23 protein-coding genes, 1 pseudogene and 1 riboswitch are annotated in these 25,602 nt (G+C 68.8%); of the genes and pseudogenes, 18 read left to right on the top strand and 6 right to left on the bottom strand.

Annotated elements, in window-relative coordinates; translation table 11 throughout:
- The first annotated feature begins 164 nt into the window (after nucleotides 1–164).
- A complete protein-coding gene (locus tag RUR_RS33695) occupies nucleotides 165–875 on the top strand; it encodes a hypothetical protein (protein WP_283139274.1) in 711 nt (236 codons plus the stop codon).
- A 60-nt stretch (nucleotides 876–935) separates the two neighbouring features.
- Here the strand turns inward: RUR_RS33695 and RUR_RS33690 are convergent, their stop codons facing one another.
- Nucleotides 936–2,213 carry a serpin family protein gene (locus tag RUR_RS33690; RefSeq protein WP_283139273.1) on the bottom strand — a complete coding sequence of 426 codons (1,278 nt, stop codon included), beginning with the start codon at nucleotides 2,211–2,213 and terminating at the stop codon, nucleotides 936–938.
- A 253-nt stretch (nucleotides 2,214–2,466) separates the two neighbouring features.
- Between RUR_RS33690 and RUR_RS33685 the strand changes: the two genes are divergently transcribed.
- The 5 genes from RUR_RS33685 (at nucleotide 2,467) to RUR_RS33665 (ending at nucleotide 9,260) form a co-directional block, all read left to right on the top strand.
- Nucleotides 2,467–4,161 (top strand): ABC-F family ATP-binding cassette domain-containing protein, encoded by a 1,695-nt coding sequence (locus RUR_RS33685; RefSeq protein ID WP_283139272.1) that lies wholly within the window; start codon nucleotides 2,467–2,469, stop codon nucleotides 4,159–4,161.
- 48 nt (nucleotides 4,162–4,209) lie between these two features.
- Complete coding sequence (locus RUR_RS33680; protein ID WP_283139271.1) at nucleotides 4,210–5,079, top strand: hypothetical protein; 870 nt, start codon at nucleotides 4,210–4,212, stop codon at nucleotides 5,077–5,079.
- A 53-nt stretch (nucleotides 5,080–5,132) separates the two neighbouring features.
- Nucleotides 5,133–6,242 (top strand): saccharopine dehydrogenase family protein, encoded by a 1,110-nt coding sequence (locus tag RUR_RS33675; protein WP_283139270.1) that lies wholly within the window; start codon nucleotides 5,133–5,135, stop codon nucleotides 6,240–6,242.
- Between the two features lie 317 nt (nucleotides 6,243–6,559).
- Entirely contained in the window at nucleotides 6,560–7,921 is a 1,362-nt protein-coding gene (locus RUR_RS33670; RefSeq protein ID WP_283139269.1) for an RNA polymerase sigma factor, read from the top strand.
- A 166-nt stretch (nucleotides 7,922–8,087) separates the two neighbouring features.
- A complete protein-coding gene (locus tag RUR_RS33665; protein WP_283139268.1) occupies nucleotides 8,088–9,260 on the top strand; it encodes a C40 family peptidase in 1,173 nt (390 codons plus the stop codon).
- Between the two features lie 82 nt (nucleotides 9,261–9,342).
- Here the strand turns inward: RUR_RS33665 and RUR_RS33660 are convergent, their stop codons facing one another.
- A complete protein-coding gene (locus tag RUR_RS33660) occupies nucleotides 9,343–9,840 on the bottom strand; it encodes an inorganic diphosphatase (protein WP_283139267.1) in 498 nt (165 codons plus the stop codon).
- Nucleotides 9,841–10,099: 259 nt separating this feature from the next.
- Here RUR_RS33660 and dacB point away from each other — a divergent pair, with 259 nt between their 5' ends.
- From dacB to RUR_RS33605, 11 genes and pseudogenes are all read left to right on the top strand, one after another.
- Nucleotides 10,100–11,311, top strand: a complete 1,212-nt coding sequence (dacB, locus tag RUR_RS33655) for a D-alanyl-D-alanine carboxypeptidase/D-alanyl-D-alanine endopeptidase (RefSeq protein WP_283139266.1) — start codon at nucleotides 10,100–10,102, stop codon at nucleotides 11,309–11,311.
- Between the two features lie 95 nt (nucleotides 11,312–11,406).
- On the top strand, nucleotides 11,407–12,549 hold the full coding sequence (locus RUR_RS33650) for a zinc-dependent metalloprotease (RefSeq protein ID WP_283139265.1): 1,143 nt from the start codon (nucleotides 11,407–11,409) through the stop codon (nucleotides 12,547–12,549).
- Between the two features lie 10 nt (nucleotides 12,550–12,559).
- A pseudogene (gene tilS / locus RUR_RS33645) lies at nucleotides 12,560–13,513 on the top strand (tRNA lysidine(34) synthetase TilS); the annotation flags it as partial.
- A 51-nt stretch (nucleotides 13,514–13,564) separates the two neighbouring features.
- Entirely contained in the window at nucleotides 13,565–14,107 is a 543-nt protein-coding gene (gene hpt / locus RUR_RS33640) for a hypoxanthine phosphoribosyltransferase (RefSeq protein WP_283139874.1), read from the top strand.
- A gap of 237 nt (nucleotides 14,108–14,344) precedes the next feature.
- Nucleotides 14,345–16,336 carry an ATP-dependent zinc metalloprotease FtsH gene (gene ftsH, locus RUR_RS33635; protein WP_283139264.1) on the top strand — a complete coding sequence of 664 codons (1,992 nt, stop codon included), beginning with the start codon at nucleotides 14,345–14,347 and terminating at the stop codon, nucleotides 16,334–16,336.
- Nucleotides 16,320–16,925: a GTP cyclohydrolase I FolE gene (folE, locus tag RUR_RS33630; protein ID WP_283139263.1), complete on the top strand. Its 606-nt coding sequence runs from the start codon at nucleotides 16,320–16,322 to the stop codon at nucleotides 16,923–16,925. The genes ftsH and folE overlap by 17 nt, the downstream gene beginning before the upstream one ends.
- A gap of 578 nt (nucleotides 16,926–17,503) precedes the next feature.
- Nucleotides 17,504–18,373: a dihydropteroate synthase gene (gene folP / locus RUR_RS33625; protein ID WP_487250726.1), complete on the top strand. Its 870-nt coding sequence runs from the start codon at nucleotides 17,504–17,506 to the stop codon at nucleotides 18,371–18,373.
- Nucleotides 18,374–18,404: 31 nt separating this feature from the next.
- Nucleotides 18,405–18,854 (top strand): nuclear transport factor 2 family protein, encoded by a 450-nt coding sequence (locus RUR_RS33620; protein WP_283139261.1) that lies wholly within the window; start codon nucleotides 18,405–18,407, stop codon nucleotides 18,852–18,854.
- Nucleotides 18,841–19,209 carry a dihydroneopterin aldolase gene (gene folB, locus RUR_RS33615; RefSeq protein ID WP_283139260.1) on the top strand — a complete coding sequence of 123 codons (369 nt, stop codon included), beginning with the start codon at nucleotides 18,841–18,843 and terminating at the stop codon, nucleotides 19,207–19,209. The genes RUR_RS33620 and folB overlap by 14 nt, the downstream gene beginning before the upstream one ends.
- A complete protein-coding gene (gene folK, locus RUR_RS33610; RefSeq protein WP_283139259.1) occupies nucleotides 19,206–19,709 on the top strand; it encodes a 2-amino-4-hydroxy-6-hydroxymethyldihydropteridine diphosphokinase in 504 nt (167 codons plus the stop codon). Before folB ends, folK begins: the two co-directional genes overlap by 4 nt.
- A gap of 76 nt (nucleotides 19,710–19,785) precedes the next feature.
- Entirely contained in the window at nucleotides 19,786–20,241 is a 456-nt protein-coding gene (locus tag RUR_RS33605; protein WP_283139258.1) for a DUF3180 domain-containing protein, read from the top strand.
- Here RUR_RS33605 and RUR_RS33600 read toward each other — a convergent pair whose 3' ends face one another.
- Both RUR_RS33600 and RUR_RS33595 read right to left on the bottom strand, forming a co-directional pair.
- Complete coding sequence (locus RUR_RS33600) at nucleotides 20,242–21,405, bottom strand: NADH-quinone oxidoreductase subunit D (RefSeq protein WP_283139257.1); 1,164 nt, start codon at nucleotides 21,403–21,405, stop codon at nucleotides 20,242–20,244. It abuts the gene before it with no gap.
- Nucleotides 21,406–21,448: 43 nt separating this feature from the next.
- Entirely contained in the window at nucleotides 21,449–22,648 is a 1,200-nt protein-coding gene (locus tag RUR_RS33595) for a cytochrome P450 (protein WP_283139256.1), read from the bottom strand.
- A gap of 56 nt (nucleotides 22,649–22,704) precedes the next feature.
- Nucleotides 22,705–22,821, top strand: a riboswitch (SAM riboswitch).
- A 41-nt stretch (nucleotides 22,822–22,862) separates the two neighbouring features.
- Between RUR_RS33595 and RUR_RS33590 the strand changes: the two genes are divergently transcribed.
- Complete coding sequence (locus RUR_RS33590) at nucleotides 22,863–24,098, top strand: aminotransferase class V-fold PLP-dependent enzyme (protein WP_428847042.1); 1,236 nt, start codon at nucleotides 22,863–22,865, stop codon at nucleotides 24,096–24,098.
- Nucleotides 24,099–24,103: 5 nt separating this feature from the next.
- Here RUR_RS33590 and RUR_RS33585 read toward each other — a convergent pair whose 3' ends face one another.
- Both RUR_RS33585 and RUR_RS33580 read right to left on the bottom strand, forming a co-directional pair.
- The gene (locus RUR_RS33585) at nucleotides 24,104–24,475 is read right to left on the bottom strand and encodes an ArsR/SmtB family transcription factor (RefSeq protein ID WP_283139254.1); all 372 of its coding nucleotides are present in this window, start codon (nucleotides 24,473–24,475) and stop codon (nucleotides 24,104–24,106) included.
- A gap of 12 nt (nucleotides 24,476–24,487) precedes the next feature.
- On the bottom strand, nucleotides 24,488–25,480 hold the full coding sequence (locus RUR_RS33580; RefSeq protein WP_283139253.1) for an SAM-dependent methyltransferase: 993 nt from the start codon (nucleotides 25,478–25,480) through the stop codon (nucleotides 24,488–24,490).
- Nucleotides 25,481–25,602 lie beyond the last annotated feature (122 nt).

The following is a 25,602-nucleotide window of genomic DNA, read 5'->3' as shown; positions in this document are numbered from 1 at the left end:
AAATCGCCAGGGTGCGGGCACTCGACGAGTAAGGTGGAAACCTCGCGGCCACCAGGGAGTTTGTGATGTCCAATCTGGCGTTTCGGCGGAGAAAACGGGTTCATCCGCCTGAGGCCACGGGAATACGCGCTCGACTCAGCCGGGCGTCGAAATCGATACGCGTCATGGTGGGCACCGTTGTCACCGCGATTCTGGTGGTAGCCGCGACCTATGTCACCAATCTCGTCTTGGAAGAATCTCGCAAGCCGGACAGGCCGTTCACCTGGACGGTGAGTACGCGCCCCGCCGATCACTGCCTGCCGCACACCGTGGTCGGGAAAACGGAGCGGGAGGCGTCTCCGCCGGACAACCTCGCGGAGCTCGCCGCCTGGGCCAAACGCGTGGAGGCGGCTCCCGGCAGCGGCTCCCCGGTGACGATCACGCTGCAGGGCAGCGGCGAGGAAGCCGTGGTCCTCCTGGATATGAAGATCAATGTCGTGTCGGCTCCGGTACCCGCCCAGGTGTTCACGGTGGGTGGCGGCTGCGGAGGCGGCATCACCCCGCGGAGTTTCTCCAGTGATCTTGACCAGCGGGTTCCGGTGCTGGTCGCCCAAGGCGGCCTTGAGCCGGGCCCGGGTGGCCTCGACGAGCTCAAGGAACTTCCTCCGGTGAACTTCCCGTATCGGATCTCATCGAAGGATCCGGAGGTCTTCGCGATCAATACGTCGGCCGAGCGCTGCGACTGCCGCTGGACGCTCGACCTGCACTGGTCGAGCGGCGGGGAGACCGGCTGGGCCCGTATCGACGATCAAGGCGCCCCGTTCCGCACGGTCGGGGCCGCAGGCGGACCCCGCTACGTCTACGACCTGGGGCGTGAGCGCTGGCAGAAGATCTGACCGTTCGGTACGGCCGAGTGCGGCGGGTCGCGCCGAGCCCGCCGCACTCTCCGTGGCCGTCTACTTGGTGGGGTCGGCGACGTGCCCGATGAACAGCGGAGCCCGCGTCGGCAGATGCATCACCGCGAAGGCGAACGGCCGATCGGCCCGTACCGTGATGTTCGGGGGAACGGTCGCCGAGGTGGGGAACGCGAGTCCGGTGACCGCCGCCGCCTCGGTGCCCCACTCGTCGACCGTGATGTTGGCCAGGTGGGTGGCCTGCCCGATCCAGACGCCCTGGGTGATACCGGAGAAGTCCGCCCCGGGGGTGAACGGGGTGGTCAGTCCAAGCTTCCGCAGGGAGCCGATCAGATTGAGCTCGGTTTTGATGTCCCATTTCGGCATGGAGAAGTCGACCGGCGCGGTCCGCAGCTCGGTGGCCGCCTTCGACAGCAGGGAAGAGGTCGGCTGCGGTCCCGCCGGCCCCGCGGTCTTGGGCACCATCACCCACATGGCGAGCTCGTCCCCGGCGTAGGGGAGTTCGACGACGTCCCAGCCGTCGACCGCCGCGTGACGCATGGGGCCTTGCTCGTTCATCATCGGGGCCTGCACGGTCGTGCCGTCGGCCCTGGTGAAGGTGCCGGGTTTGACGGGGTGCTTCGCGAACGGCGTCTTCCAGTCGGCCTTGAGGTACACGGCATTGGCCAGGACCACCTTGGTCGACGGATCCAGCTGATCGAAGAGCTTCTTGATCCGGTCCGCGGTCTGCTCACGCACCCAGGCATCCATGATCTTGATTGCGTCGGGGGAGGTGAAGTCCACGGTCCGCACCCCGGCGCCGTACTGCCGGGCGAGTGTGCCGAGAAACTCCTCCCCGATCGCGGTGCCCCGCTGGGTGAACAGCCCGTTCGCCACCGTCACCACCGGGGCGGCCGGGGGACCCTCGGTCCGGGGCCCGGCGTTCGCCGGCGCGGGCGGAACCTTCTCCCCGGTGACGATCTGACGGGTCAGATCGTTGATCGCCTCATGGACGCCTTCGGCAGGGAACCCGAAGACCCGGTCCATCTGGGTCCCGGTGTCGCCGAGGGCGCCCGCTCGGGCCATGGCGAAGGCGGAGACGATGCTCAAGGGCGATGTGACCGCGTTCTTGTTCGGATCGGTGCTCACCCGATGCAGCTCCCCGGCGAACTTGGCGAGTCCGGCGACCGTCTCCTCGACGGGGGCGTCCTTGGGGATCTCACGGCTGACCCCTTCGGCGCGCAACACCCCGTCCGAGCTTTGCCGGGCAGGTGATCCACCGCACGAGGCGAGCAGGAGCCCCGCGGTGGCAACCGTGATGAGTGTCCGTCCTTTACCCATAGCCCAGAGACGCGCCTTTGCCGCACAGGGTTGCTCGGACGGCACCCGAAATGTCAAGAGACCCAAGGAACCCCCGGTGTTCTTGCCGATGAGGGGCGATATTTGGTGTTTCGCAGATTGCCGCAACTCCACGCGGGCGACGCGAGTCCGTCCATTCACGGCCGTCCGGTACGGCGAGTGCGGCGAAAAGGAGATGCTGAGGCGGGAAAACGGCAGGTAGCCTGCCCAAAGACCGGGAAGGGGCAAGACAGTCATGGGACACGTGGAGATCGGCCATCTGGTGTATGTGCTGCCGGATGGGCGGACGTTGCTGAACGATGTCTCCTTCCGAATCGGGGACGGGGTGAAGGCCGCGCTGATCGGGCCGAACGGGGCGGGCAAGACCACGCTGCTGAAGCTGATCGCGGGGGACGTCGCACCGGTGAGCGGTTCTGTGGTCAGCTCCGGCGGGCTCGGGGTGATGCGGCAGTTCCTGGGCGGGAAGACCCCTGAAGGGGAGGACGGGCGGCGTCCGTCCGCTGGCGACGGCCGTACCGTGCAGGAGCTGCTTCTGGCGGTGGCCCCGGCGGCGGTCCGGGAGGCGGCGCAGCGGCTGGAGCGGGCGGAGCTCGCAATGATGGAACGGGACGACGAGAAGACGCAGCTGCGCTACGCCCAGGCGATCACCGACTATTCGGACGCGGGCGGATACGACATCGAGGTCCTTTGGGACGCGTGTGCCATCGCCGCGTTGGGGATGTCCTACGACGAGCTGAAATATCGGGAAGTGGGCACCCTCTCCGGTGGTGAACAGAAGCGCCTGGTGCTGGAGGCGCTGCTTCGGGGACCCGACGAGGTGCTGCTTCTCGACGAGCCCGACAACTTCCTCGACGTGCCGGGCAAGATCTGGCTGGAGGGGGCGCTGCGGGAGACGCCGAAGACGGTTCTGCTCGTCTCGCACGACCGGCAGCTGCTGGCCAACGCCGCGGACAGAATCGTGACCGTCGAATCCGGAAATATCTGGATTCACGGGGGAGGGTTCGCCGGTTACGCCCAGGCCCGTCGCGATCGGAACGAGCGACTCGACGAGCTGCGGCGCCGCTGGGACGAGGAACACGTCAAGTTGAAGCAGCTGGTGAACATGCTGCGCAACAAGGCCAGGTACAACGACGGCATGGCTCCGGCGTACAAGGCGGCGCAGACCAGGCTCCGCCGTTTCGAGGAGGCGGGCCCGCCCGAGGTGGCGCCCAAGGATCAGAACCTGCAGATGCGACTGCGGGGCGGGCGGACCGGCAAACGCGCGGTGGTCTGCGCGGGTCTGGAGATCACCGGGTTGATGAAGCCGTTCGACCTGGAGATCTGGTACGGCGAACGCGTCGCGGTACTCGGCGCGAACGGATCGGGTAAGTCACACTTTCTCCGTCTGCTCGCCGGCGAACCGATCGCGCACACCGGGGTGGCCAAGCTGGGCGCTCGGGTGGTGCCCGGCCACTTCGTCCAGACGCACGCGCACCCCGAGCTCCAGGGGCGTACCCCGTGCGAGATCGTGATGACCGAGCACGCCCGGCTGAAGAACGAGGCGATGAAGGCGCTGGCCAGGTACGAGCTCACCCCCGCCGCCGACCAGCGGTTCGAGACCCTTTCCGGAGGGCAGCAGGCCCGGCTCCAGATCCTCCTGCTCGAACTGTCCGGTTACACGCTGCTTCTCCTCGACGAGCCGACGGACAACCTCGACCTGGCCAGTGCCGAGGCGCTGCAGGAGGGGCTGGACAGTTTCGACGGCACGGTCTTGGCGGTGACACACGATCGCTGGTTCGCCGCGGACTTCGATCGCTATCTCGTTTTCGGCGGAGACGGGCGTGTCCACGAGTCCACGGAGCCCGTCTGGGATGAGGTTTCCGTGACGAGCCGCCACCGCGCCCGCCGGGAAAACGTCACGAGTGGAGTGCCACGCTCGCCGAACCGCTGAATTAGGCCATGGTGACCGGACGGTGTCGCGCCGTGTCAACTTTTGGCAATGGTCGCACGTGTTGTCTTTCAGAGAATTGTCTTTCCGAGTTATGAACGCGGAGTGAGACTTTTTGTGGTGGGGGCCACGACCGCATCGTTCCTGCTCGTGGGCTGTAGTAGCGAAGAGGCTGTGAAGAAACCGGTCATGCAGCCGCTGGCCGTGGTCGACCAGGCCTCTTCGATCGTCAAGGCGGCGGGTGGATATGTCGTTCACTGGGCGGGATTATTACGCAATCCCAACCAGTGGCATTTTGGGGAGAACACCGTCGCATCGGTCGTCGCACGTGACTCCGCCGGCAAGGAGGTCATGCGTTTCGACCAGCCGCTCGACGCGGTTCCTCCCGCAGGGAAGATGGCTTTCAGCGGTGAGGCCCGCGCCGAGCGGCAGCCGACCGACGTGAAGATTGAGTTCAAGCCGTCCAACTGGCGTGAGGCGGCTCGTATCACCTCCGCGTTCAAGCCGTTTCCGATATCCAATGTGTTCACGCAGAAGCTCGGCACGCAGGGATATCAGGTCATCGGGCAGGTGGGGAACCCGTACAGTCTCGCGGTATCGGGATTGGCGGTGACCTCCCTCCTGCGGGATTCCGCCGGGAAATTGCTGGGAGGGGGCACCACCTATGTCGACCGGGTCGGTCCCGGCGGTCGCCGTACCTTCGTGATCACTGTGGACTCGCCGGCTGCGGGCGCGGTGCGCAAGACCGACGTGACGGCACGGACCTGGGGGTCGACCCGGTCGGCGTACGAGGAGCTCGTGCTCGCCGGTCTGCTTCCGGCACATCTCACGAAGCCGAAGACGAAGCCGTTCGTCAACGACCGAGCCCGTGAGTCGGCCGCGGCACCCGCCCCGGCATCCGCTCCGACCACTCCGAGATGACTTTGATCGCCCCCGCTCCCTGGGGTGCGTTTGCCGAGAGTTACGGTAGCTACGTGGCTTCGACGTCATCTCCCCGGATTGTTCTCTTCGGTGCCACCGGGTACACCGGCCGGCTGACCGCCGAGGCGCTGGTCGAACTTGAGGCGCACCCCATACTCGCAGGTCGTGACCTGGGCAGACTCGAAGCGCTGGCCGCCTCGCTGCCGGGGAACCCCGATACCGCGGTGGCCGACGTACGGCGGCCCGCGACCGTACGTCGCCTGCTCTCGGAGGGCGATGTGATCGTCTCGACCGTGGGGCCGTTCACCCGATGGGGGGAGCCCGCCGTCGAGGCCGCGATCGAATCCAAGGCGATCTATCTGGATTCGACCGGGGAACCCACATTCATCCGGCGGATCTTTCAGCGGTACGGGCCCCGGGCCGCATCCTCGGGCACCGCGTTGATCACTGCGTTCGGCTACGACTACGTGCCGGGGAACCTCGCCGCCTGTATGGCGCTGGAGGAGGCGGGGCCGTCCGCGGAACGGGTGGACATCGGGTACTTCATCCGGGGCAACGTGGCGGGCCGGACCAGCGCCGGAACGAAGGCCTCAGCCGTCGGCATGATTCTGGAGCCGATGTTCGGCTACCGGGGTGGCCGTATCACCCGGGAGCACGGCCGCACCCGGGCGTTCTCGATCGACGGAAAACGTCGCCACGGACTCTCCATCGGCGCCTCGGAGCACTTCACGCTGCCCCGCCGCTATCCGGGCCTGCAGGAGGTCGGCGTCTACCTCGGCTGGCTCGGCCCGCTCACCCGGGTTGCCGGGGTCGTCGCCAAGGCGACCCCGGTCATCGCCGCCCTTCCCGGGGCGAAGTGGGTGACGGAGAAGGCGGCTGCGCGTGCCTTGAAGGGCGCACCGCCCTCGGCCGAGCCGTCCCCGATCACCACACAGGTCGTCGCGGAGGCGTTCGACTCCTCCGGCAAGCAGCTCACCAGGGTCGAGCTCACGGGCGGCGACCCGTACGACTTCACCGGCAGGATGCTCGCCTGGGCGGCGATCACCGCGGCGAACAGAGGGGTTCAGGGGGTCGGCTCGCTCGGTCCCGTCGACGCCTTCGGCCTGGACGGACTCACGGCGGGGTGCGCCCGAGCCGGGCTTGTCCGCCTCGACAAGGACTGACCGACGACCCGGCGGCCACGAAATCCAGCATGCTTAGCCCGTATAAGATGATTTTTCGGGAAATAGCGATTCGGATTCGTCGGGCGATCTGTTCTGTTTGAGGATATTCGAGGGTTCTTTGTAGCCGGAGATACCGGAGCCGTATATTGATCTCCGGTCGGAAGGGCTTGATCAGTCCGTTACGTAGTATGCCCGAGCTTTGATGGTTTTCTACTCCTATGGCGGGCCGAGTAAAAAAGTGGGGAGCACATGTCATGGGTGCTTCTTTATGGTGAATCGGTAGCTGCCCGAATGGGAAACCCTTTACTTTCGACGATATGAATGACCGCGTTCTGGTCGAGGCCCTCAGGGCTCGTGACCCGGGCGCCCTCGCCGTGCTGTACCACTCCTACGCAGAGGGCGTCTACGGCTACTGCCGCTTCATCCTCGGAGACGTCGACGCGGCCCGGACGGCGCTGCGCGATACCTTGATCGTCGCCGAATCGAAGATCCACCTGCTCGCCGAGCCTCGGCTGCTCCGGGCGTGGATCCACGCGCTGGCGCGGGCCGAATGCGCCCGTCACGGCGGTGAACCGCCGCGTCCCGCGCCGTTCTCCACGGGCGGTCCACCACAGATCGCGCGGAACGCCGTACTCAGTCTGCCGCTCGCCGACCGCGAGGTGCTGGACCTGGTCACCAGGCGTGGCGTCGCCCTGGCCGATCTGGGCCGGGTGCTCGGCCTGGGCCCGCGTCAGGCCCGGTACCGGTGGAGTACGGCCAAGGCGCGGCTCCGCGATTCGGTGGCGGCGGAGCTGCTCGTCCGGCGGGGCGCCGCCGGCTGCGCGCCGTGCGAGCGGGTCGTCGCGGGGCTCGTCCGGGACCGGGCGCAGCTCGCCCGGCGGGTGCACGGGTGTGACGCGTGCGGGCGGCGCAAGTCCGGCTCGGTGTCGGTCGCGAAGGTGTTCGCGACACTGCCCGAGGAGCGGATCTCCGCCGATCTGCGCATGCGGATCCTCGACGGTTTCACCGACCCCGGGCTTGCGCCGTACCGGTCCGAAGTCGCCGGGCGATCCGGCCCCTTCGACAGCGGCGGGTTTCCGGTCGCCGCGGTTTCCCGCTGGCCTCGGGCGGTCGGCAGCGTCCTCGCCGCGGCGGTCGTCGCCCTGCTGATGGTGCTGGTCTTTCGGCACCTCGGCCAGGATGCGGGCGGGGTGGCCCTCGGATCCGGCGCCTCGGGTTCGCCGGCCGCCGGCACCTCGGCCGGTACCCCTTCGCGGCCGGGTGGAGCGGCGGATCCGGTGGTGTTCGACGAGGGCGCCGCCGATCCGGCCGCAGGGGTGCCCATCGGAACCGGTCCGACCCTCGGGACGGAGTTCCCCCGGTTCCCCGCGCCCGCCGAACCCGCGCGACCCCGGCCACCCTCGGTGACCGGCCCCGGAACCCAGCCGGCCGACTCGGGCCCCGGTCGGCCGCCGGGCCGTCCCGGACCGCCGCCACGCGATCATCAGCACGGCGGCGGGAAGCCCGGATCCTCCCCGCCGCCCGACTCCGCTCCGCCGGCGTCGCCGCTGCCCAGCCCGTCGCCGGGCGACTCCGATCCGCCGACGTCTTCGCCGCGGCCCACCCCGTCGCCGACCGACTCGCCGGCCACGCGTCCCACCTTTGCCGTCAAGAGCCCTCCTTCCGCGACAGGTGCTTGATTTCGCAGGTCAAACCGTTGAGATTACAGATCGTAATCAAAATGTGTGCAGTGCGTTGTCAGGGGGAACAGAGGGTTTTGTGTGACCAGATACTACGCATGGTTACACGTCGGTTACGTTTCGAGGGGGATTCGTGCAACCGTTGGAAACACTGCGGAGAAGCACGATGGTTGGAGCCGCGGCGCTGCTTGGCCTCACGGCCATCGCTCCCGCCGTCGCGGTGGCGAAGCCGGCGCCGTCGGCCAAAGAGGTGAAGGAGAGCAAGGAGCAGGTACGAAAACGGGCCAAGGCCGTCGCCCGCATCAAGTCCCGTCTCGCCGCCGCCGATCTTCGGCTGGAGCAGCTGACGACACGGGCGGAGACGCTGGTCGAGGCCTACAACGGCGAGATGGTCAAGCTGGACTCAGCCGAAGACGAGTACCGGACCGCCGCGGCAGGGCTGGCCGCGGCAGAGGACGAGATGACCTCCGCCAGGGATCGGGCGGGCGCACTCGCCGCCGAGACCTACGCGAACGGCCCCTTCTACACCCCCATATCGGCTCTCGGCGACGGAGACGACGGGCCTGAGGCGTTTCTCGCCCGGGCGACGATGCTTCAATACCTGGCCGGCCGGCAGTCCCAGGTGATCCAGCGGGTCGAGGACACCCAGGAGGTCGCCCGCATCCTCGGGCAGCGGGCCGAGAACGCGTTGAGCACCCAGACGCTGGCGACGGAGCGCGCCGAGTACAGCAAGAGCGCGGCTCAGGCCATGGTCGAGCATCAGCAGCGGGAGACGGCCCGGATTCAGCGGGAGAAGGCTCAGCTTGAGCGGGAGCTCGACGCGGCGCGGTCCCGCGCCGAACGGCTGGCCGCCGCCCGCGCGGCCGCGTTGGCCCGGGCGCGGGCGAGGGCCTTGGCGGCCAAGGCGGCCAGGGAGCTGCGGTCGCAGAGCGGGGTCATGTGGGGCGCGATGAGCCGGGGGGCGTCCTCCCGCGCGGGGGACATCGCGGCCAACTGGGCGCTGACCCAGCTCGGCAAGCCGTACGTCTGGGGCGGTGAGGGGCCGTCGAGTTTCGACTGCTCGGGCCTGACGATGCGCTCGTGGGAGCGGGTCGGGGTGAAGATGCCGCACTGGGTCGGCTACCAGTGGTCGCAGAACCGCAAGGTCCCGCTCGATCAGCTTCGGCGCGGCGACCTCGTGATCTTCGGTCGGCTCACCAGCTATCTGGGCACGCTGCACCACGTCGGGATCTACATCGGACGCGGGCTGATGGTGCACGCGCCGCAGACCGGCGACGTCGTCCGGATCGCGTCCGCGTTTCGCAAGGACTTGGTCGGAGCCGTCCGCCCCGGGGTGTGACCGGCGGGGGCTCGGCACGATGCACCGTCCACGGGGACGCCGGGCGGGGCACCGTGCCGATCAGGATGGATCCCCGGGCGGCTCAGTGCGCCGCGTACCGGGTGCCCTCGGCCCGCTTGTAGGAGGCCTCTATCTCCGCCTCGGCCTCGGTCCGGCCCACCCAGGTGGCGCCCTCGACCGACTTGCCGGGCTCCAGGTCCTTGTAGACCTCGAAGAAGTGCTGGATCTCCAGCCGGTCGAACTCGGCGACGTGGTGAATGTCGCGAATGTGCTCCATCCGGGGATCCGTCGCCGGGACGCAGAGCAGCTTGTCGTCACCGCCCTTCTCGTCGGTCATCCGGAACATGCCGACGGCGCGGCATTTGATGTGGCAGCCGGGGAAGGTCGGCGCCTGAAGCAGCACCATGGCGTCGAGGGGATCCCCGTCCTCGCCGAGGGTGCCCTCGACAAAGCCGTAATCGGCGGGATACTGCGTGGATGTGAACAGGAGCCGGTCCAACCAGATACGGCCGGTCTCGTGATCCATCTCGTACTTGTTACGCTCACCCTTCGGAATCTCGATGACAACGTCGAACTCCACCGCAGTTCCTCCGCTCATGCCCGGTCCCGTGGACCGAGCCACTAATGTCTCGTAGGCGTATACCCAGGATGACGTATGTCGGGAAGAGGTCGACGACGTGGTGCGGCGTGAGCGCTTGGTAGCGTTGATCACTCTTGCGCTACTCCAAGCATATGTGATCCTCGCCGCGCTGTTTGTGCAGGTCCGGCCTGCTGCGAAGGTACCCACCCAGACATTGCGCCCCCCTCCTCCCATTGTGACGGCCGGTCCGGTGTTTCCGATGGGAGGTGCCGGAAAGCTCCCGGTTTCGGCAACGCTCGGCCGACGGCTTGAGGCCGCGCTGCGCGATCCCGCCCTGGGGAGCAACGTCGCGGCGGTGGTGGTCGACGCGGCCGACGGCACCACGCTCTTCGCCCGCAATCACGGTTCACCCCTGACCCCGGCCTCCACCACCAAGGTCGTCACCGCGGTGGCGGCCCTCGCCTCGCTGGGCCCCGACGCCAGGCTCTCCACCAGGGTCGTCCGGGGCCAGACCAAGGACTCGGTCATCCTGGTGGGCGGCGGCGACCCGACGCTGGCCGGCCCGCGGGCCTACGACGTCTATCCCAAACCCGCCCTGCTGAGCGCGCTGGCCCAGCGCACCGCGCAGGCGCTGAAGGCGCAAAAGATCACCAAGGTCAGACTCGGCTACGACGACAGCCTGTTCCTCGGCTCCCGTACGGCGGCGAGCTGGAAGCCGGGATACGTCCCGGAGGGGAGTGTGGCACCGATCACGGCCCTGGAGATCGACGGCGGACGGCTCCATCCGAACGGCCACGCCCGTTCCACCGATCCGCCCGCCCTGGCCACCTCGGCCTTCGCGAGCCTGCTCACCAAGGAGGGGATCTCGGTCGTCCGGGGGCAGCGGGTCAAGGCCGCGCCGAAGGCGGCCGAGCTGGCCAGGGTCGACTCGCCGCCGGTCTATGCGCTGGTGGAGCGGATGCTGACGTTGAGCGACAACGACCTGGCCGAGGCCCTTGCCCGACATATCGCGATAAATGAGGGAAAGCCAGCCTCGTTCGACGGCGGGGCGCAGGCGGTGAAAGCCGTCCTGTCCGGACTGGAGGTGGCCACGGGCGTCGAGGTGTACGACGGGAGCGGACTGTCCGTCAAGAACCGGCTCACCCCCATGGCCCTGGCCAAGATGCTCGCCGTGGCCGCGGGCCCCGAGCACACCTATCTGCGCGGGGCGATCAGCGGTCTGCCCGTGGCCGGCTTCACCGGGACCCTGGCGGACCGGTACGGCGCGGGCCCCAACCGGGTGGGCGCCGGGGCGGTCCGCGCCAAGACCGGGACGCTCAACGGCGTCAGCACCCTCGCCGGTGTCACCCGGACCGCCGACGGCCGGATGCTGGCCTTCGCCTTCCTCGCCGATCGCGTGCCCGGGGTGCCCCGGGCCCAGGTGGCCCTGGATCGTCTTGCATCCATTGTCGCGACCTGTGGCTGTTCGTAACGCCTGCGCGCGTGGAGGTGTGACAACGCGTACGGTGGGGACGTGAGGATGCGCAGTAGCGAATACTCGCCCACCGACGAACCGAAGGCGACGGGATGCAAGTAATCGATTGGGATGTGGCCGTCGCGACGGGAGTCCGGCTGGTTCGCCCGGGGCCCCAAGTGTCCCGCGCCGAGGCCCGAGCGGCGGTCCTTGAGCTACGCAAGCTCTCCCGCGAGGCCGAAGTGCACGTCAAGGAGTTCACCAAGCTCGACGGCGACAGCCCCCCGCATCCGGCCACGGTCGTGGACCGGATCGGCTGGATCAGGGCGAACGTCGACGGGTTCCGGGTCGTCCTGGAGCCGATCACCGACCGGCTCGCCTCCAAGCGGGCCACCCCCGCGATCGTGGGAGCGGTGGGGTCGCGGATCACCGGTGTCGAGGTCGGGGCGGTGCTCGCCTTCCTCGCCTCACGCGTGCTCGGGCAGTATGAGCTCTTCCTGCCGCCGGATCCGTCCGGGCAGACCCCGGCGGGCCGGCTCACCCTGGTCGCGCCGAACATCGTCAACGCCGAGCGGGAGCTGGGGGTGAACCCCCGGGACTTCCGGCTCTGGGTCTGCCTCCACGAGGAGACGCACCGGGTGCAGTTCACGGCGGTGCCGTGGTTGCGGGAGTATGTCCGGGCGCAGATGACCGAGTTCCTGCTCGCCTCGGACATCGACCTGTCGACCTTGCTCGAACGGCTCCGTTCGGCGGCCGACGTCCTCGCCGACGCCGTGCGCGGCCAGGGCGACGCCAATCTGATCGATGTGATCCAGTCGCCGGAGCAGCGGGAGATCCTTGATCGCCTGACGGCGGTGATGACCCTGGTCGAAGGGCACGGCGACTATGTGATGGACGCCGTCGGCCCCTCCGTGGTGCCGACGGTCGAGGAGATCCGCGCCCGGTTCCAGAAGCGCCGGGAGGGTGCGTCCCGGATGGATCGCACGATTCGCCGGCTTCTCGGGCTCGAAATGAAGATGAAGCAGTACGCGGAGGGGTCCGCCTTCGTCACTTCCGTGGTGGAACAGGTGGGGATCGAGGGGTTCAACCGGGTCTGGACATCCCCGGAGACCCTGCCCACCCACGCCGAGATCGCTCAGCCGCGCCTGTGGATCAACCGGGTGCTGAGCAACGGCGCACTGTCCGACGGCGCGTCGGAGCCGTCGGACGGTGGATCGGAGTCGTCGGATTCCGGTTCGGCGGACACCTCGCCGTAGATTTTGAAGCATGGGTCCACATCCGGCGGTGGCCGACGCGCGGCGTGCGGTACGGCTCGCGCTCGCGGACCTCGCCCCGGGCGACCTGGTGCTCGTCGCGTGCAGCGGCGGGGCCGACTCACTGGCCCTCGCCGCCGCGACCGCGTTCGCGGCGCCCCGGCTCGGCCTGCGCGCGGGACTGCTCACGGTGGACCACGGCCTCCAGGCGGGCTCGGCGGAGCGGGCCGCGGAGGTGGTACGGCTGGCGCGGGAGCTCGGTCTCGACCCCGCGGAAGTCCTGAACGTCACGGTGGGCACCCGGGGCGGGCCGGAGGCCGCGGCGCGAGAAGCCCGATATGAGGCCTTGGGTACGGCCGCGGAGCGGCTCGGGGCGGCAGCCGTACTCCTGGGCCACACACGTGACGATCAAGCCGAGACCGTGCTGCTGGGTCTCGCCAGGGGGAGCGGGACCCGGTCGCTGGCCGGCATGAGATTTGTCACAGGCCGCTACCGTCGGCCGTTCCTCGATCTCTCCCGGGTCCGGGCCCAGGAGGTCTGCGCCGCCCTCGGCCTGGTGCCCTGGGACGATCCGCACAACAGCGACCCCGCCTACGCCCGGGTACGGGTGCGGGCGCGGGCGCTGCCCGTACTGGAGGAGTCCCTCGGCCCCGGGATCACCGAGGCGCTCGCCCGTACCGCCGCGCTCTGCGGAGACGACGCCGACGCCCTCGACGAGTGGGCCGGGCGGGCCTACGCGCGGGCGCGGTGCGCGGACGGGGGGCTGGCGGTGGGTATGCTCGCCACGCTGCCGACGGCGGTGCGGCGGCGGGTGCTCAAGACGGCGGCGACGGCCGCCGGATCCCCGTCCGGGACGCTCGCCGCGGTCCACATCCGGGAGCTGGATCGGCTGATCACCCATTGGCGGGGACAGAAGAGGGTCGAGCTGCCCGGCGGCGTCGGCGTGAGCCGTCGATATGGCAGGCTTTTCTTTGGTATCGGGACTTCGGCGGAGGCAACGCGGGTGGACGCAGGGGATATGGGCAAGGACCTGGAGCGGATCCTCGTCTCCGAGGAAGAGCTGCGCTCGAAGATCAAGGACATCGCCGGGCGGATCGACGAGGACTACGCCGGCAAGGACCTCCTGCTCGTCGGGGTGCTCAAGGGCGCGGTCATGGTCATGGCCGACCTGGCGCGGGCGCTGCACTGCCCGGTGCAGATGGACTGGATGGCGGTCTCCTCCTACGGGGCCGGCACCAAGTCCTCCGGCGTCGTGCGCACCCTGAAGGACCTCGACACCGACATCGCCGGCCGGCACGTCCTGGTCGTGGAGGACATCGTCGACTCGGGGCTCACGCTCTCCTGGCTCATCCGCAACCTGAAATCGCGCGGCCCGGCCTCGGTGGAGATCTTCGCGATGCTCCGCAAACCCGACGCGCTCAAGACGCCGATCGACGTGAAGTACGTGGGTTTCGACATCCCGAATGAGTTCGTGATCGGATACGGTCTTGACTACGCCGAGCGCTACCGGAACCTGCCGTTCATCGGGACTCTCGCACCCCACGTCTACGGAGGTAAGTGATTAATCTTGGGCGGCGGGGAACACGATGGCGGCCGACGTACGTTGGTTAGATAACGCGCCGCGCCGAGCGGGCTGGTCATGCTGTTCGGTGGGTGGTGTACCCGTGGGGGTTCCGGGGCGTCGCAGACGATTCCGGGAGAGCCGCGGGTGCGGCGACCGGTGCCGCGGACCCTGGGTGTAACCCAGGGTATCGAATGCTGATCAGGAAGGGACGGGCCCGCCGGGGTTCCGCAACGGATGGATCTCAAGCGCTTTACACGTGGGCCACTGCTGTGGATCCTGGGCATCGTCGTGCTGTTCGTTCTCGCCACCACGATGTTCAGCGGGGACGGCGGCTTCGAGAAGAAGGACACGTCCTTCGTCGCCGATCAGATTCGCAACGGCCAGGTCTCAGCCGCGAAGATCATTGACAAGGATCAGCGGGTTGAGATCACAACCAAGGACAACAAGCGTTACTACGCTTACTGGGTGAGCGGCCAGGGCCTTGAGCTGGCGCACGAGATGGACAAGGTGAAGCCCCCGAAGGGCTACACCGTGGACGTCCCTCGTGAGAACTTCCTGCTCAGCCTGCTCTTCACCTTGCTTCCGATCATCATCCTCATCCTCATCTTCCTGTTCATCATGAACCAGATGCAGGGCGGCGGCTCCCGGGTCATGAGCTTTGGCAAGTCCAAGGCCAAGCTCATCACCAAGGACACCCCGAAGACGACGTTCGCCGACGTCGCCGGGGCCGACGAGGCGATCGAGGAGCTTCAGGAGATCAAGGAGTTCCTGCAGGCCCCCTCGAAATTCCAGGCCATCGGCGCCAAGATCCCCAAGGGTGTGCTGCTCTACGGCCCGCCCGGTACGGGTAAGACCTTGCTGGCCCGTGCGGTCGCCGGTGAGGCCGGGGTGCCGTTCTACTCCATCTCCGGTTCGGACTTCGTGGAGATGTTCGTCGGTGTCGGCGCCTCCCGGGTGCGCGACCTGTTCGAGCAGGCCAAGGCGAACGCCCCGGCCATCATCTTCATCGACGAGATCGACGCCGTGGGCCGCCACCGTGGCGCGGGCCTGGGCGGCGGGCACGACGAGCGGGAGCAGACGCTGAACCAGCTGCTCGTCGAGATGGACGGCTTCGACGTCAAGGGCGGGGTCATCCTGATCGCGGCCACCAACCGGCCCGACATCCTCGACCCCGCGCTGCTGCGGCCCGGGCGGTTCGACCGCCAGGTCGTCATCGACCGGCCGGACCTGGAGGGCCGTAAGGGCATCCTGCGGGTGCACGGCCGGGGCAAGCCGTTCGCGGCCGACGTCGACCTCGACGTCATCGCCCGGCGCACCCCCGGGTTCACCGGCGCGGACCTTGCCAACGTGATCAACGAGGGTGCGCTGCTCACTGCGCGCCAGGACGAGAAGCTGATCTCGATGGCGACGCTGGAGGAGTCGATCGACCGGGTCATGGCCGGCCCCGAGCGCAAGAGCCGGGTCATGTCCGACCAGGAGAAGAAGATCATCGCGTACCACGAGGGCGGGCACGCCCTGGTGGCGCACGCGCTGCCGAACTCCGACCCGGTGCACAAGATCACCATCCTCTCGCGCGGCCGGGCCCTCGGTTACACGATGACCCTGCCGATGGAGGACAAGTTCCTGGCCACCCGTTCGGAGATGCTCGACCAGCTCGCGATGCTGCTCGGCGGGCGTACGGCGGAGGAGCTCGTCTTCCACGAGCCCACCACCGGCGCGGCCAACGACATCGAGAAGGCCACCGCGATCGCCCGGCGCATGGTGACCGAGTACGGCATGAGCGAGCAGCTCGGGGCGCGCAAGTTCGGCACCGGGACCGGTGAGGTTTTCCTCGGCCGGGACATGGGCCACGAGCGCGACTACTCCGAGAAGATCGCCTCCACGATCGACGAGGAGGTGCGGCGCCTGATCGAGGCGGCGCACGACCAGGCGTGGGAGATCCTCGTCCAGTACCGCGACGTCCTCGACGACCTGGTGCTGCACCTGATGGAGAAGGAGACCCTCTCCCGTGAGATGGTGCTCGAGATCTTCCGGTCGGTGGTTCCCAAGGAGCACCGCCCCTCCTACGCGGGCTACGGCAAGCGGCTTCCCTCGGACCGTCCCCCGGTGCTGACCCCGAAGGAGCAGCAGCTGGGTAACGGCAACGGGTCGGGCCCGGCGCTCCCCGCGGGTGTGACCACTCCGGAGCCGGGCAAGTGGCTCAACGAGCGTGAGCCGGGCACCTGAGTTGTCGATCAAACCTCTGGGTGTCGACGCGGTCCGGATCGAGAAGGCCGTTCGCGAGATCTTGCTCGCGATCGGTGAGGATCCGGATCGCGACGGCCTCCGCGACACCCCCGCACGAGTGGCCCGCGCGTACGCGGAGCAGTTCGCCGGCCTCAATCAGAAGCCCGAAGAGGCGCTGACGACGATCTTCGACGCGGACCACGATGAGATGGTGCTGGTCAAGGACATCGAGCTCTTCAGCACCTGTGAACACCACCTGGTGCCCTTCCACGGGGTGGCCCACGTGGGTTACATCCCCAACGACAAAGGGCAGATCACCGGCCTGTCCAAGCTCGCCCGGCTGGTGGACGTCTACGCCCGGCGGCCCCAGGTGCAGGAACGGATGACGTCGCAGATCGCCGACGCCATGGTCAAGATCCTGGAGCCGCGCGGGGTCATCGTCGTGGTCGAGGCCGAGCACCTCTGCATGACGATGCGGGGTGTGCGCAAGCCGGGCGCGAAGACCATCACGTCGGCCGTCCGCGGTGACTTCCGGACCTCGGACCGGACCCGCTCCGAGGCGATGGCGTTGATCCTCGGCCGTTCCTGACCCACAGATATCTGACAAAGCCCCGGTCGCCCACCGATGGTGGCGACCGGGGCTTTCGGCTTGTCCGGGGCTTGCCCCATCGGGCCCGGCCGGCGTCGCTCACGCCGACTGCCCGCTCCCGTCCGTGGGTTGTCGCGGTGATCGTTGTTGTGTGTGTGCCGTGTGGGGTGCGGACAGCGCAATGATCACCTGGAGGGGGTGTACGGGCTGCGCCGGGCCAGGTGGTGGGGCGCTCGGATCCGCTGCGAGGCGTGCCGGCCTGCCTGTCCGTACAGGGTCGGGGGTGATCGTTGCGGTATGCGCGCCGTGTGGGGTGCGGACAGCGCAATGATCACCTGGAGGGGGTGTACGGGCTGCGCCGGGCCAGGTGGTGGGGCGCTCGGATCCGCTGCGAGGCGTGCCGGCCTGCCTATCCGCACAGGGTCGGGGGTGATCGTTGCGGTATGCGCGCCGTGTGGGGTGCGGACAGCGCAACGATCACCCGGAGGGGGGCGCTGTTGGCTGCCGGGGTTGGGAGTGGGAGGGGGCATTCCGGGGCCTAAGCGGCCGTGGGGAAGTCTGAGGAATAGGCTGACCATATGAGCACAACCACCTCTGTCCCTGGCATACAGGGCCGTGACAGGTGCCTGGTTATGGGTGTGGTCAACGTCACCCCCGATTCCTTTTCCGATGGAGGGAACTGGTTTGATCCCGAGGTGGCGATCGACCACGGTCTCCGCTTGGTCGAGGAGGGCGCCGACATCATCGACGTGGGCGGTGAGTCGACCCGGCCGGGGGCTCAGCGGGTCTCGCTTGAGGAGGAGCGGCGGCGCGTCGAGCCGGTGATCAAAGCGCTCGCGCAGGAGGGCGTCCCGGTCAGTGTGGACACGATGCGGGCCGAGGTCGCCGAGTCGGCGATCGAGGCGGGTGCCCGGCTCGTCAACGACGTGAGCGGCGGGCTCGCCGACCCGGTGATGCCCCGGGTGGTGGCGGCGGCGCGGGTGCCGTACGTCGTCATGCACTGGCGGGGGCACAGCCACACCATGGACACCCGGGCGGTCTACGCCGACGTCGTGACGGAGGTCCGGGACGAGCTGGCCAAGCGGGTCGATTCGGTGCTGGCCGAGGGTGTCCCGCCGGAGTGCGTGGTGCTCGATCCCGGCCTGGGTTTCTCCAAGCACCCGCCGCACAACTGGGCGCTGCTCACGCATTTGGGCTCGCTGCGCGAGCTGGGATATCCATTGATCATTGGGGCGTCTCGTAAAAGGTTCTTGACCAGATTGCTCGCCGCACCTGACGGTACTCCGAGGTCGTTCGGCGGATGTGACGACGCCACACAGGCGGTGACCGCGTTGGCGGCGGCCGCCGGAGCATGGTGTGTACGGGTGCACAAGGTCCGGCCGAACGCCGATGCCGTTCGAGTCGCCGCCGCCTGGAGTTCGGCGAGGGGTGGGTACGATCGCGGGTGAGGAGCCGTCACGCGGCCAGGAGATAACACGAATGAGTGCTGAAGCAGCAGCGGATGTCGCGGCGGTCGAGTCGGTTAACCAGGAGTTCTACGCGGCGTTCGAACACGCCGACCTGGATCGGATGTCCGCCGTCTGGGGCACGGACGAGAACGGCTATGAGATCGGTTGCGTGCACCCGGGCTGGCCGCTGCTCCGGGGCCGGAGCGAGGTTCTGCGGTCCTGGGCGTTGATCATGGCGAATACTCCGTACATCCAGTTTGTTCTCACCGATGTGCAGGTTCGCGTCTTCGGCGATGTGGCCGTGCTGACCTGTGCCGAGAACATTTTGACCGCGGGGGAGGCCGGGGAGTCCAGCTTCGCCGCGGGGGGACGGGTGGTGTCCACCAACACCTTCACCCGGACGCCCGACGGCTGGCGGCTGTGGTTGCACCATGGTTCACCGGTGTTGCAGGGGGAGGTGGACGAGGATGAGGAGTCTTGATCGGGTGACCTTGAAGGGTCTTCGATCACGGGGGCGGCATGGCTGCCTGCCCGCGGAGCGAGAGCTCGGCCAGGAGTTCGTCGTGGACGCCGTGCTCTCCTTGGACACCGGACCCGCCGCGGCCGGGGACGATCTGAACAAGACTGTGGACTACGGCGAACTCGCCGGTAGGCTCGTCGCCTGCGTCGCGGGCGAGCCGGTGAACCTCATCGAGACTCTGGCCTGGCGACTCGCCGAGATCTGCCTGGACCATCCCTTGGTGGAGGAGGTGGAGATAACCGTCCACAAGCCCGCCGCACCGATTCCGCACTCGTTCGACGACGTGGCGGTGACGATCGTGAGGAGGAAGCCGTGACTCACGCCGTCCTCGCGCTGGGAAGCAATGTCGGGGACAGCTTCGAAACCCTCCAGGGGGCCGTGGACGTCTTGTTCGACGCGCCGGGCCTGGATTTCGTCGCCGTCTCCCCTGTGTACGAGACCGCTCCGGTGGGCGGGCCGGACGGTCAGCGTCCCTATCTCAACGCCGTCGTGGTGGCCGAGACGGTCCTTGCGGCGATGACGTTGCTGGAACGGGCGCAGGGCGCCGAGGCGGCGTTCGCCCGGGTCAGGGGCGAGCGCTGGGGGCCACGCACGCTGGACGTGGACATCATCGTCTTCGACGACGTCATCTCGCACGACGAGGAGCTCACCCTGCCGCATCCGCGGGCGCATGAGCGCGCGTTCGTGCTGACCCCGTGGTACGACGTGGAGCCCGCGGCGGTGCTCCCCGGCCACGGCCCGATCGCGGATCTGCTGGCTAGATTGGATCAGAGTGGAGTCCGGCAGCTGGATCTGCTGCTTCAGCCGCCCGACTGATCCGCACGCCGTCCGGTGGAGGCCGGACCCGGATCACCCGCCGGCTGGAGACGGCCGACCGAGCTGAGAGGAATCAATGAAGTCGACTCGCCCCGGCGTGCTCGTCGTGCTCGTTCTCGGCTGTGCCGCGATCGTCTGGCTGCTGCTTCAGAATTTCTATTCCGTGCTGCCGACCCTGCCCTGGACGGCGATTCCCACCTTGCTCGTCCTGGCGCTCGGCGAGAGCTACACCGGGGTGATGACGCGGTCCCGGATCCGCCGCCGGCCCGGCTACAAGCCGGCGGAGCCGCTGGCGGTGGCCCGCCTGGTGGCGCTGGCGAAGGCGTCGGCCTACATGGGTTCGGCGCTGGCCGGGTTCTTCGCCGGTTTCGTCCTCCACCTGATCCCGCTGTTCGACCAGCCCACGCCCCGGCGGGACCTGTTCATCGCCGTCGGGACGCTGGTCGCGGCGATCGCCCTGGTCGGCTCGGCGCTCTTCCTTGAGTACGCCTGCCGGGTGCCGAGGCCCCCGGATGAGGAGCCGAAGGCCTGATCACTTGTCGATGTCGCCGACCACGAAGAACATCGAACCGAGAATCGCGATCATGTCGGCCACGAGCTGGCCGGGGAGCATCTCCTTGAGCGCCTGGATGTTGTTGTAGGAGGCGCTGCGCAGCTTGAGCCGCCAGGGGGTCTTCTCCCCGCGGGACACCAGGTAGTAGCCGTTGATCCCGAGTGGGTTCTCGGTCCACGCGTAGGTGTGCCCCTCGGGCACCTTGAGCACCTTGGGAAGGCGCTGGTTGACCGGCCCCTGGGGGAGCCCGCGCATTCGGTCGACGCACAGGTCCGCGAGGTCGAGGGAGACTTTGACCTGGTCCAGGAGGCATTCGAATCGGGCCAGGCAGTCGCCCTCCTGGCGGGTGACGACCTTCACCGGCAGTTCGCCGTAGGCCAGGTACGGCTCGTCCCTGCGCAGGTCGAAGTCGACCCCGGAGGCGCGGGCGATGGGGCCGCTGACGCCGTACTGCATGATCGCCTCAGGGGTGAGGATCCCGACCCCCCGGGTCCGCGCCCGGAAGATCTCGTTTCCGTGGATGAGGTTCTCCAGGTTGGGCAGCCGGGTCCGTACCTGGTGGACGGCGTCCGCGACCCGGTCGAGCCAGCCCTGCGGAAGCTCCTCCTTGAGGCCGCCCACGCGGTTGAACATGTAGTGCATCCGGCCGCCGGAGATCTCCTCCATGACGGCCTGGAGGGTCTCGCGCTCCCGGAAGGCGTAGAAGATCGGCGTGATCGCCCCGACCTCCAGCGGGTAGGAGCCGAGGAACATCAGGTGGTTGAGGATCCGGTTGAGCTCGGCGAGGAGGGTCCGCGTCCAGACCGCCCGGATCGGGACCTCCATCCCGAGCATGCGTTCGACCGCGAGGACGACGCCGAGCTCGTTGGCGAACGCCGAGAGCCAGTCATGCCTGTTGGCCAGGACGATGATCTGCCGGTAGTCGCGGACCTCGAAGAGCTTCTCCGCGCCGCGGTGCATGTAACCGACGATCGGCTCGGCCTGGGAGATCCGCTCCCCGTCCAGGGTGAGCCGGAGCCGCAGCACCCCGTGGGTGGACGGGTGCTGTGGGCCGATGTTGAGGACCATGTCCTCGGTGGCGAGCTCCTTGGCCCCCGCGCCGATGCCGACGACCTGTTCCCGGTTCTCTGTCACATTCGCCATGCTGCCACCGCATCCGCGAGACAGCCAGCATGATCTTGGAGGCTCAGACCCGGACCTTCAGCGACTCCAGCCCCCTGATCACATATCCGGGGTTCCATCGCGGCTCCTCGATCAGGTCCATCGCCGGGGCGGCCCGCAGCAGGGCGCCGAAGGACTCGACCAGCTCGACCCGGGCGAGCGGGGCGCCCAGGCAGAAGTGGATCCCCGCCCCGAAGGAGATGTGCGGGTTGTCGGCCCGGCCGACGTCGAAGGCGTCCGGGTCGGTGAAGACGGCGGGGTCGCGGTTGGCCGAGCCGAACAGCAGCGCGACCTCCGAGCCTTTGGGGATGTCGACACCGCAGACCGTGATGTCTTCGAGCACCCATCGCTCGAACATCTGCAGGGGGGTGTCCCAGCGCATCATCTCCTCCACGGCGGAGGGGATGAGCGAGTGGTCGGCGCGGAGCCTGGCGAGTTCGGCGGGGTTGCGGAAGAGGGACCACCAGCCGTTGCCGGTCACGTTGACCGTCGCCTCGTGCCCGGCGTTGAGCAGCAGGACGCAGGTGCCGACGAGCTCGTCCCCGGTGAGCCGGTCCCCTTCGTCGACGACCGCGGCGAGCGCGCTGATCAGGTCGTCTCCGGGGCGGTCCCGCCTGGCCGCGGCGAGTTCCCGCAGGTAGTCGCCGAACTCCTCGCAGGCCCGTACGGCCGTGCGCTGCGCCTGCACGGACGGGTTCGGCTCGTACATGCCGCAGATGTCGGCGGACCACGGCCGGAGCAGGTGCCGGTCGGCCTGGGGAATCCCGAGCATCTCGGCGATCACCGTCACCGGGAGCGGTTCGGCGACCTCGGAGATGAGGTCGCCGCCGCCTTTGGCGACGAAGTCGCCGACGAGCCCTTTCACGATCTCGCGTACCCGGGGCCGGAGGTTCTCCACCATGCGCGGGGTGAACGCCTTGGAGACCAGACGGCGCAGCCGGGTGTGCACGGGGGGTTCGACGTCGAGCATCCCGGCCCGGATCACCCGCCAGAAGGGCTCTTGGAAGCCGGGTTCGGGTTCCCGGCCCATCTGCTCGTGGGTGGCGAGGTGGAGGTAGGAACGGCCCAGGCGCCGGTCCCGGAGCAAGGCGTTGACATCGGAATATCGTGCGACAAGCCACTGGTCGGTGGGCTGGTAGTAGCTGACGGGAGACTGCTCGCGCAGTTCGGCATATACCCCATAGGGGTGTGCGACGAACTCCGGCGACCACGGATCGAACCTCATGTCCCCAGGATATGGACTTGCCGGACAAACAAGTCAGCGCGTTATAATCCTGATCAGGTCATGAGTGCCAGCGTCAAGCCCCGGCTAGCTGGCCGGCAACCCTCGCGTCCGCGGCGGGGTGCCCCGGGTGAGGACCAGGCCGGTCACGAACCCGTGGCGGGCAAGCGCGGGCTCCTGCGAACACGGTGCGTCGGGGTCCGACGACCTTAGGAGCATGCCCGTGTCCGTCCTCGTCGAAGCCCCCGACCTCACCGTCGTCGGCGCGAACACCGCCGTACCCGTCGGGGGCGGCGCCCTCGTGCCGTACGCCAACCTCGACTACGCCGCCAGCGCGCCCTGTCTGGAGGCCGTGCGGTTCGCACTGGAGGAGGCCCTGCCCACCTACAGCAGCGTGCACCGGGGCGCCGGCTACACCTCCCAGCTCACCACCGCGCGCTACGAGCACGCCCGGCACGTCGTCCGCTCCTTCGTCGGGGCGCGCCAGGACGACGCCGTGGTCTTCACCCGCAACACCACCGACGCCACGAACCTGCTCGCCCACTGCCTGCCCGAGGACACCACCGTCGTGGTCTTCGAGACCGAGCACCACGCCACCCTGCTGCCGTGGGAGCGGGCGGTACGGCTGCCCGCCCCGGCCTCCCCGGGCGCGGCGATCCGGGCCGTGGCCGAGGCCCTCGCCGCGGTCGAGGGCCCCAAACTGCTCTGCGTCACCGCCGCGTCCAACGTGACCGGCGAACTCTGGCCGATCGCCTCGCTCGCCCACATCGCCCACGAGCACGGCGCGCGGATCTTCGTGGACGCCGCCCAGCACGTGCCGCACCGGCCGCTCAACCTCACGGCGCTCGACCTGGACTACGTCGCCTTCTCCGGGCACAAGCTCTACGCGCCGTTCGGATCGGGCGCGCTGATCGGTCGGCCCGACTGGCTGAGCCAGGCCCGGCCGTACCTCGCCGGGGGCGGCGCGTCCCAGGCGGTCGACGACGAGGGGACCCGGTGGTCCGCCGACCCCGAGCAGCGCCATGAGGCCGGCACCCCCAACGTGCTCGGGGTGATCGCCCTCGCCGCGGCGTGCGACGCCCTCGCCGGGGTCGGCTGGAGTTCGCTGATCGAGCAGGAGGAGCGGCTGCTCACCCGGCTCCGCGCCGGGCTGGCCACCCTGCCCGGTGTCCGTGAACTCTCCCTGTGGGGGCCGGATCATCCCAGGCTCGGCATCGTGTCGTTCGTCGTGGACGGCGTGAGCGCGCGGGACGTGGCGGAGAGGCTCTCCACCGAGTACGGGATCGGGGTCCGGGACGGGCAGTTCTGTGCCCATCCGCTGGTGAACCACCTGCTGGAGGGCTCCGGTGGCGGGTGCGTCGACTCGACCGCGAGGGCCGTACGCGCCTCGATCGGCGTCGGTACCACCGAGGAGCACATCGACCGGCTGATCGACGCCCTCAGGTCGTTCTGAGGCCGCTATCCGTCCGCGGCGTCGGCCTGGTCCTCCTGGTCCGCCGCCGCGGTACGGCGTTCGCGCCTGCCCCGGGCGAGTTCGGTGGCGAGGGCGTCCAGGTGCGGCGTCCAGAACCGGCGATAGGGCTCAAGCCACATGTCGACCTCCTGAAGGGGTGTGGGATCGACGGCGTAGAGCCGCCGGGTGCCTTCGGCCCGGACCGTCGCGAAGCCGTTGTCGCGCAGCACGCGCAGGTGTTGCGACACCCCGGGCTGGGAGATCCCGAACTCCCGCTGGACGATGGTGCTGATCTCTCCGGCCGCCAGCTCCCCGTCGGCGAGAAGCTCCAGGATCCGGCGGCGTACCGGGTCGCCGAGGACATCGAACGCGTGCATATCCCCACTATCTCAGTCATGGCTTATATAAGTCAAATATGAAATACGATCCTGTCTCAGCCAGCCGAAGCCGCCCAGCCCGTACGGGTCGATGAGCTCGGCCTCCTCGCCCGCCCGGACCAGCTCGGCCAGATACCGGCGCGGATCGGTGCGGGCCAGCTCGATCGAGGGCCGCTCCCCGGTGACGCCGAGCACGCGAAGCGCCTCCCGTTGCGTGGTCAGCACGGTGGCGGTCGCCCCGGCCGCCTCCCCCGCCGCGGCGCACGCGTCCAACGCCACGTGCGCGGTGATGTCGCACGAGCCGTCGGGGACGGCGCGGACCAGAGCACCGTCCCGGTAGGAGGCGAGGGTTCCCCCCGGCGGGCGCCCTCCGAGCCGATGGGCGTAGTCGGCGGTGATCGCCACCCCGTCCCGGATCGTCCCGATCAAAGCGCCCCAGGCCTCGTCGCGGGGCCGCCCGATCTCGGCGCGTTCCCCCAGCGCCGCCATCGGCCACCAGCGCTCCAGCCAATCCAGGTCGGCCCCCTCGGGAGCGGGGCCGAGCCGTTCCGCGCCGTTCGCCGGGTCGACGAGCACGAGCCGGGGACCCCGCCGGGTCTGCTCCACCACATCCACCGGGACGTTGTCCAGCCACTCGTTGGCCACGACGAGCCCGGTGACGGATTCCGGCGGCCCGGTCGCCCACTCGATCGTCTCCGGCAGGCCCTCCGGTCGCCCCGCGACCTCGACGCCGCGGGGGCGGAGCCGGGCGCGCATCTCGGGGGGAGCGCCCCGGACGAGCCCGGTCAGCAACTCCCCGCCGCCCGCGCCCACGTCGATCAGGTCGAAAGGGTCGGGGCGGCCGAGCATCGCGTCCACCTCGGTGAGCACCCGGACCAGCGCGCCGGCGAAGGCGGTGGAGGCGTGCACCGAGGTGCGGAAGTGCTGATCGGGGCGTTCGCGCAGGTAGAACCCGCCTTGGCCGTACAACGCACTCTGCATCGCCTCGCGCCAGGTCAGCCACACGCCCTCGACGGTACCGGGGAACCGGCGCGGGCGAGCGGGGTTCCGCGACTCACTTGATCACGGACCTCCGCACGGGAGGTTGTCCCCTCCGGCAGATTCGTTTACGCTTATGTAGAATATTC

Source organism: Rhizohabitans arisaemae (assembly GCF_025996515.1).
GTDB lineage: Bacteria > Actinomycetota > Actinomycetes > Streptosporangiales > Streptosporangiaceae > Rhizohabitans > Rhizohabitans arisaemae.
The sequence above is the reverse complement of the archived record's forward strand: the minus strand, read 5'-3'. Positions and strand labels throughout refer to the sequence as shown.

What these genes read in the sequence shown, in the direction of transcription:
- RUR_RS33695 (WP_283139274.1), top strand. Translation starts at nt 165, where the DNA reads ATGGTGGGCACCGTTGTCACCGCGATTCTGGTGGTAGCCGCGACCTAT.
- RUR_RS33690 (WP_283139273.1), bottom strand. Translation starts at nt 2,213, where the DNA reads ATGGGTAAAGGACGGACACTCATCACGGTTGCCACCGCGGGGCTCCTG.
- RUR_RS33685 (WP_283139272.1), top strand. Translation starts at nt 2,467, where the DNA reads ATGGGACACGTGGAGATCGGCCATCTGGTGTATGTGCTGCCGGATGGG.
- RUR_RS33680 (WP_283139271.1), top strand. Translation starts at nt 4,210, where the DNA reads ATGGTCGCACGTGTTGTCTTTCAGAGAATTGTCTTTCCGAGTTATGAA.
- RUR_RS33670 (WP_283139269.1), top strand. Translation starts at nt 6,560, where the DNA reads ATGAATGACCGCGTTCTGGTCGAGGCCCTCAGGGCTCGTGACCCGGGC.
- RUR_RS33665 (WP_283139268.1), top strand. Translation starts at nt 8,088, where the DNA reads ATGGTTGGAGCCGCGGCGCTGCTTGGCCTCACGGCCATCGCTCCCGCC.
- dacB (WP_283139266.1), top strand. Translation starts at nt 10,100, where the DNA reads ATGGGAGGTGCCGGAAAGCTCCCGGTTTCGGCAACGCTCGGCCGACGG.
- RUR_RS33650 (WP_283139265.1), top strand. Translation starts at nt 11,407, where the DNA reads ATGCAAGTAATCGATTGGGATGTGGCCGTCGCGACGGGAGTCCGGCTG.
- hpt (WP_283139874.1), top strand. Translation starts at nt 13,565, where the DNA reads ATGGGCAAGGACCTGGAGCGGATCCTCGTCTCCGAGGAAGAGCTGCGC.
- ftsH (WP_283139264.1), top strand. Translation starts at nt 14,345, where the DNA reads ATGGATCTCAAGCGCTTTACACGTGGGCCACTGCTGTGGATCCTGGGC.
- folP (WP_487250726.1), top strand. Translation starts at nt 17,504, where the DNA reads ATGAGCACAACCACCTCTGTCCCTGGCATACAGGGCCGTGACAGGTGC.
- RUR_RS33620 (WP_283139261.1), top strand. Translation starts at nt 18,405, where the DNA reads ATGAGTGCTGAAGCAGCAGCGGATGTCGCGGCGGTCGAGTCGGTTAAC.
- folB (WP_283139260.1), top strand. Translation starts at nt 18,841, where the DNA reads ATGAGGAGTCTTGATCGGGTGACCTTGAAGGGTCTTCGATCACGGGGG.
- RUR_RS33605 (WP_283139258.1), top strand. Translation starts at nt 19,786, where the DNA reads ATGAAGTCGACTCGCCCCGGCGTGCTCGTCGTGCTCGTTCTCGGCTGT.
- RUR_RS33600 (WP_283139257.1), bottom strand. Translation starts at nt 21,405, where the DNA reads ATGGCGAATGTGACAGAGAACCGGGAACAGGTCGTCGGCATCGGCGCG.
- RUR_RS33595 (WP_283139256.1), bottom strand. Translation starts at nt 22,648, where the DNA reads ATGAGGTTCGATCCGTGGTCGCCGGAGTTCGTCGCACACCCCTATGGG.
- RUR_RS33590 (WP_428847042.1), top strand. Translation starts at nt 22,863, where the DNA reads ATGCCCGTGTCCGTCCTCGTCGAAGCCCCCGACCTCACCGTCGTCGGC.
- RUR_RS33585 (WP_283139254.1), bottom strand. Translation starts at nt 24,475, where the DNA reads ATGCACGCGTTCGATGTCCTCGGCGACCCGGTACGCCGCCGGATCCTG.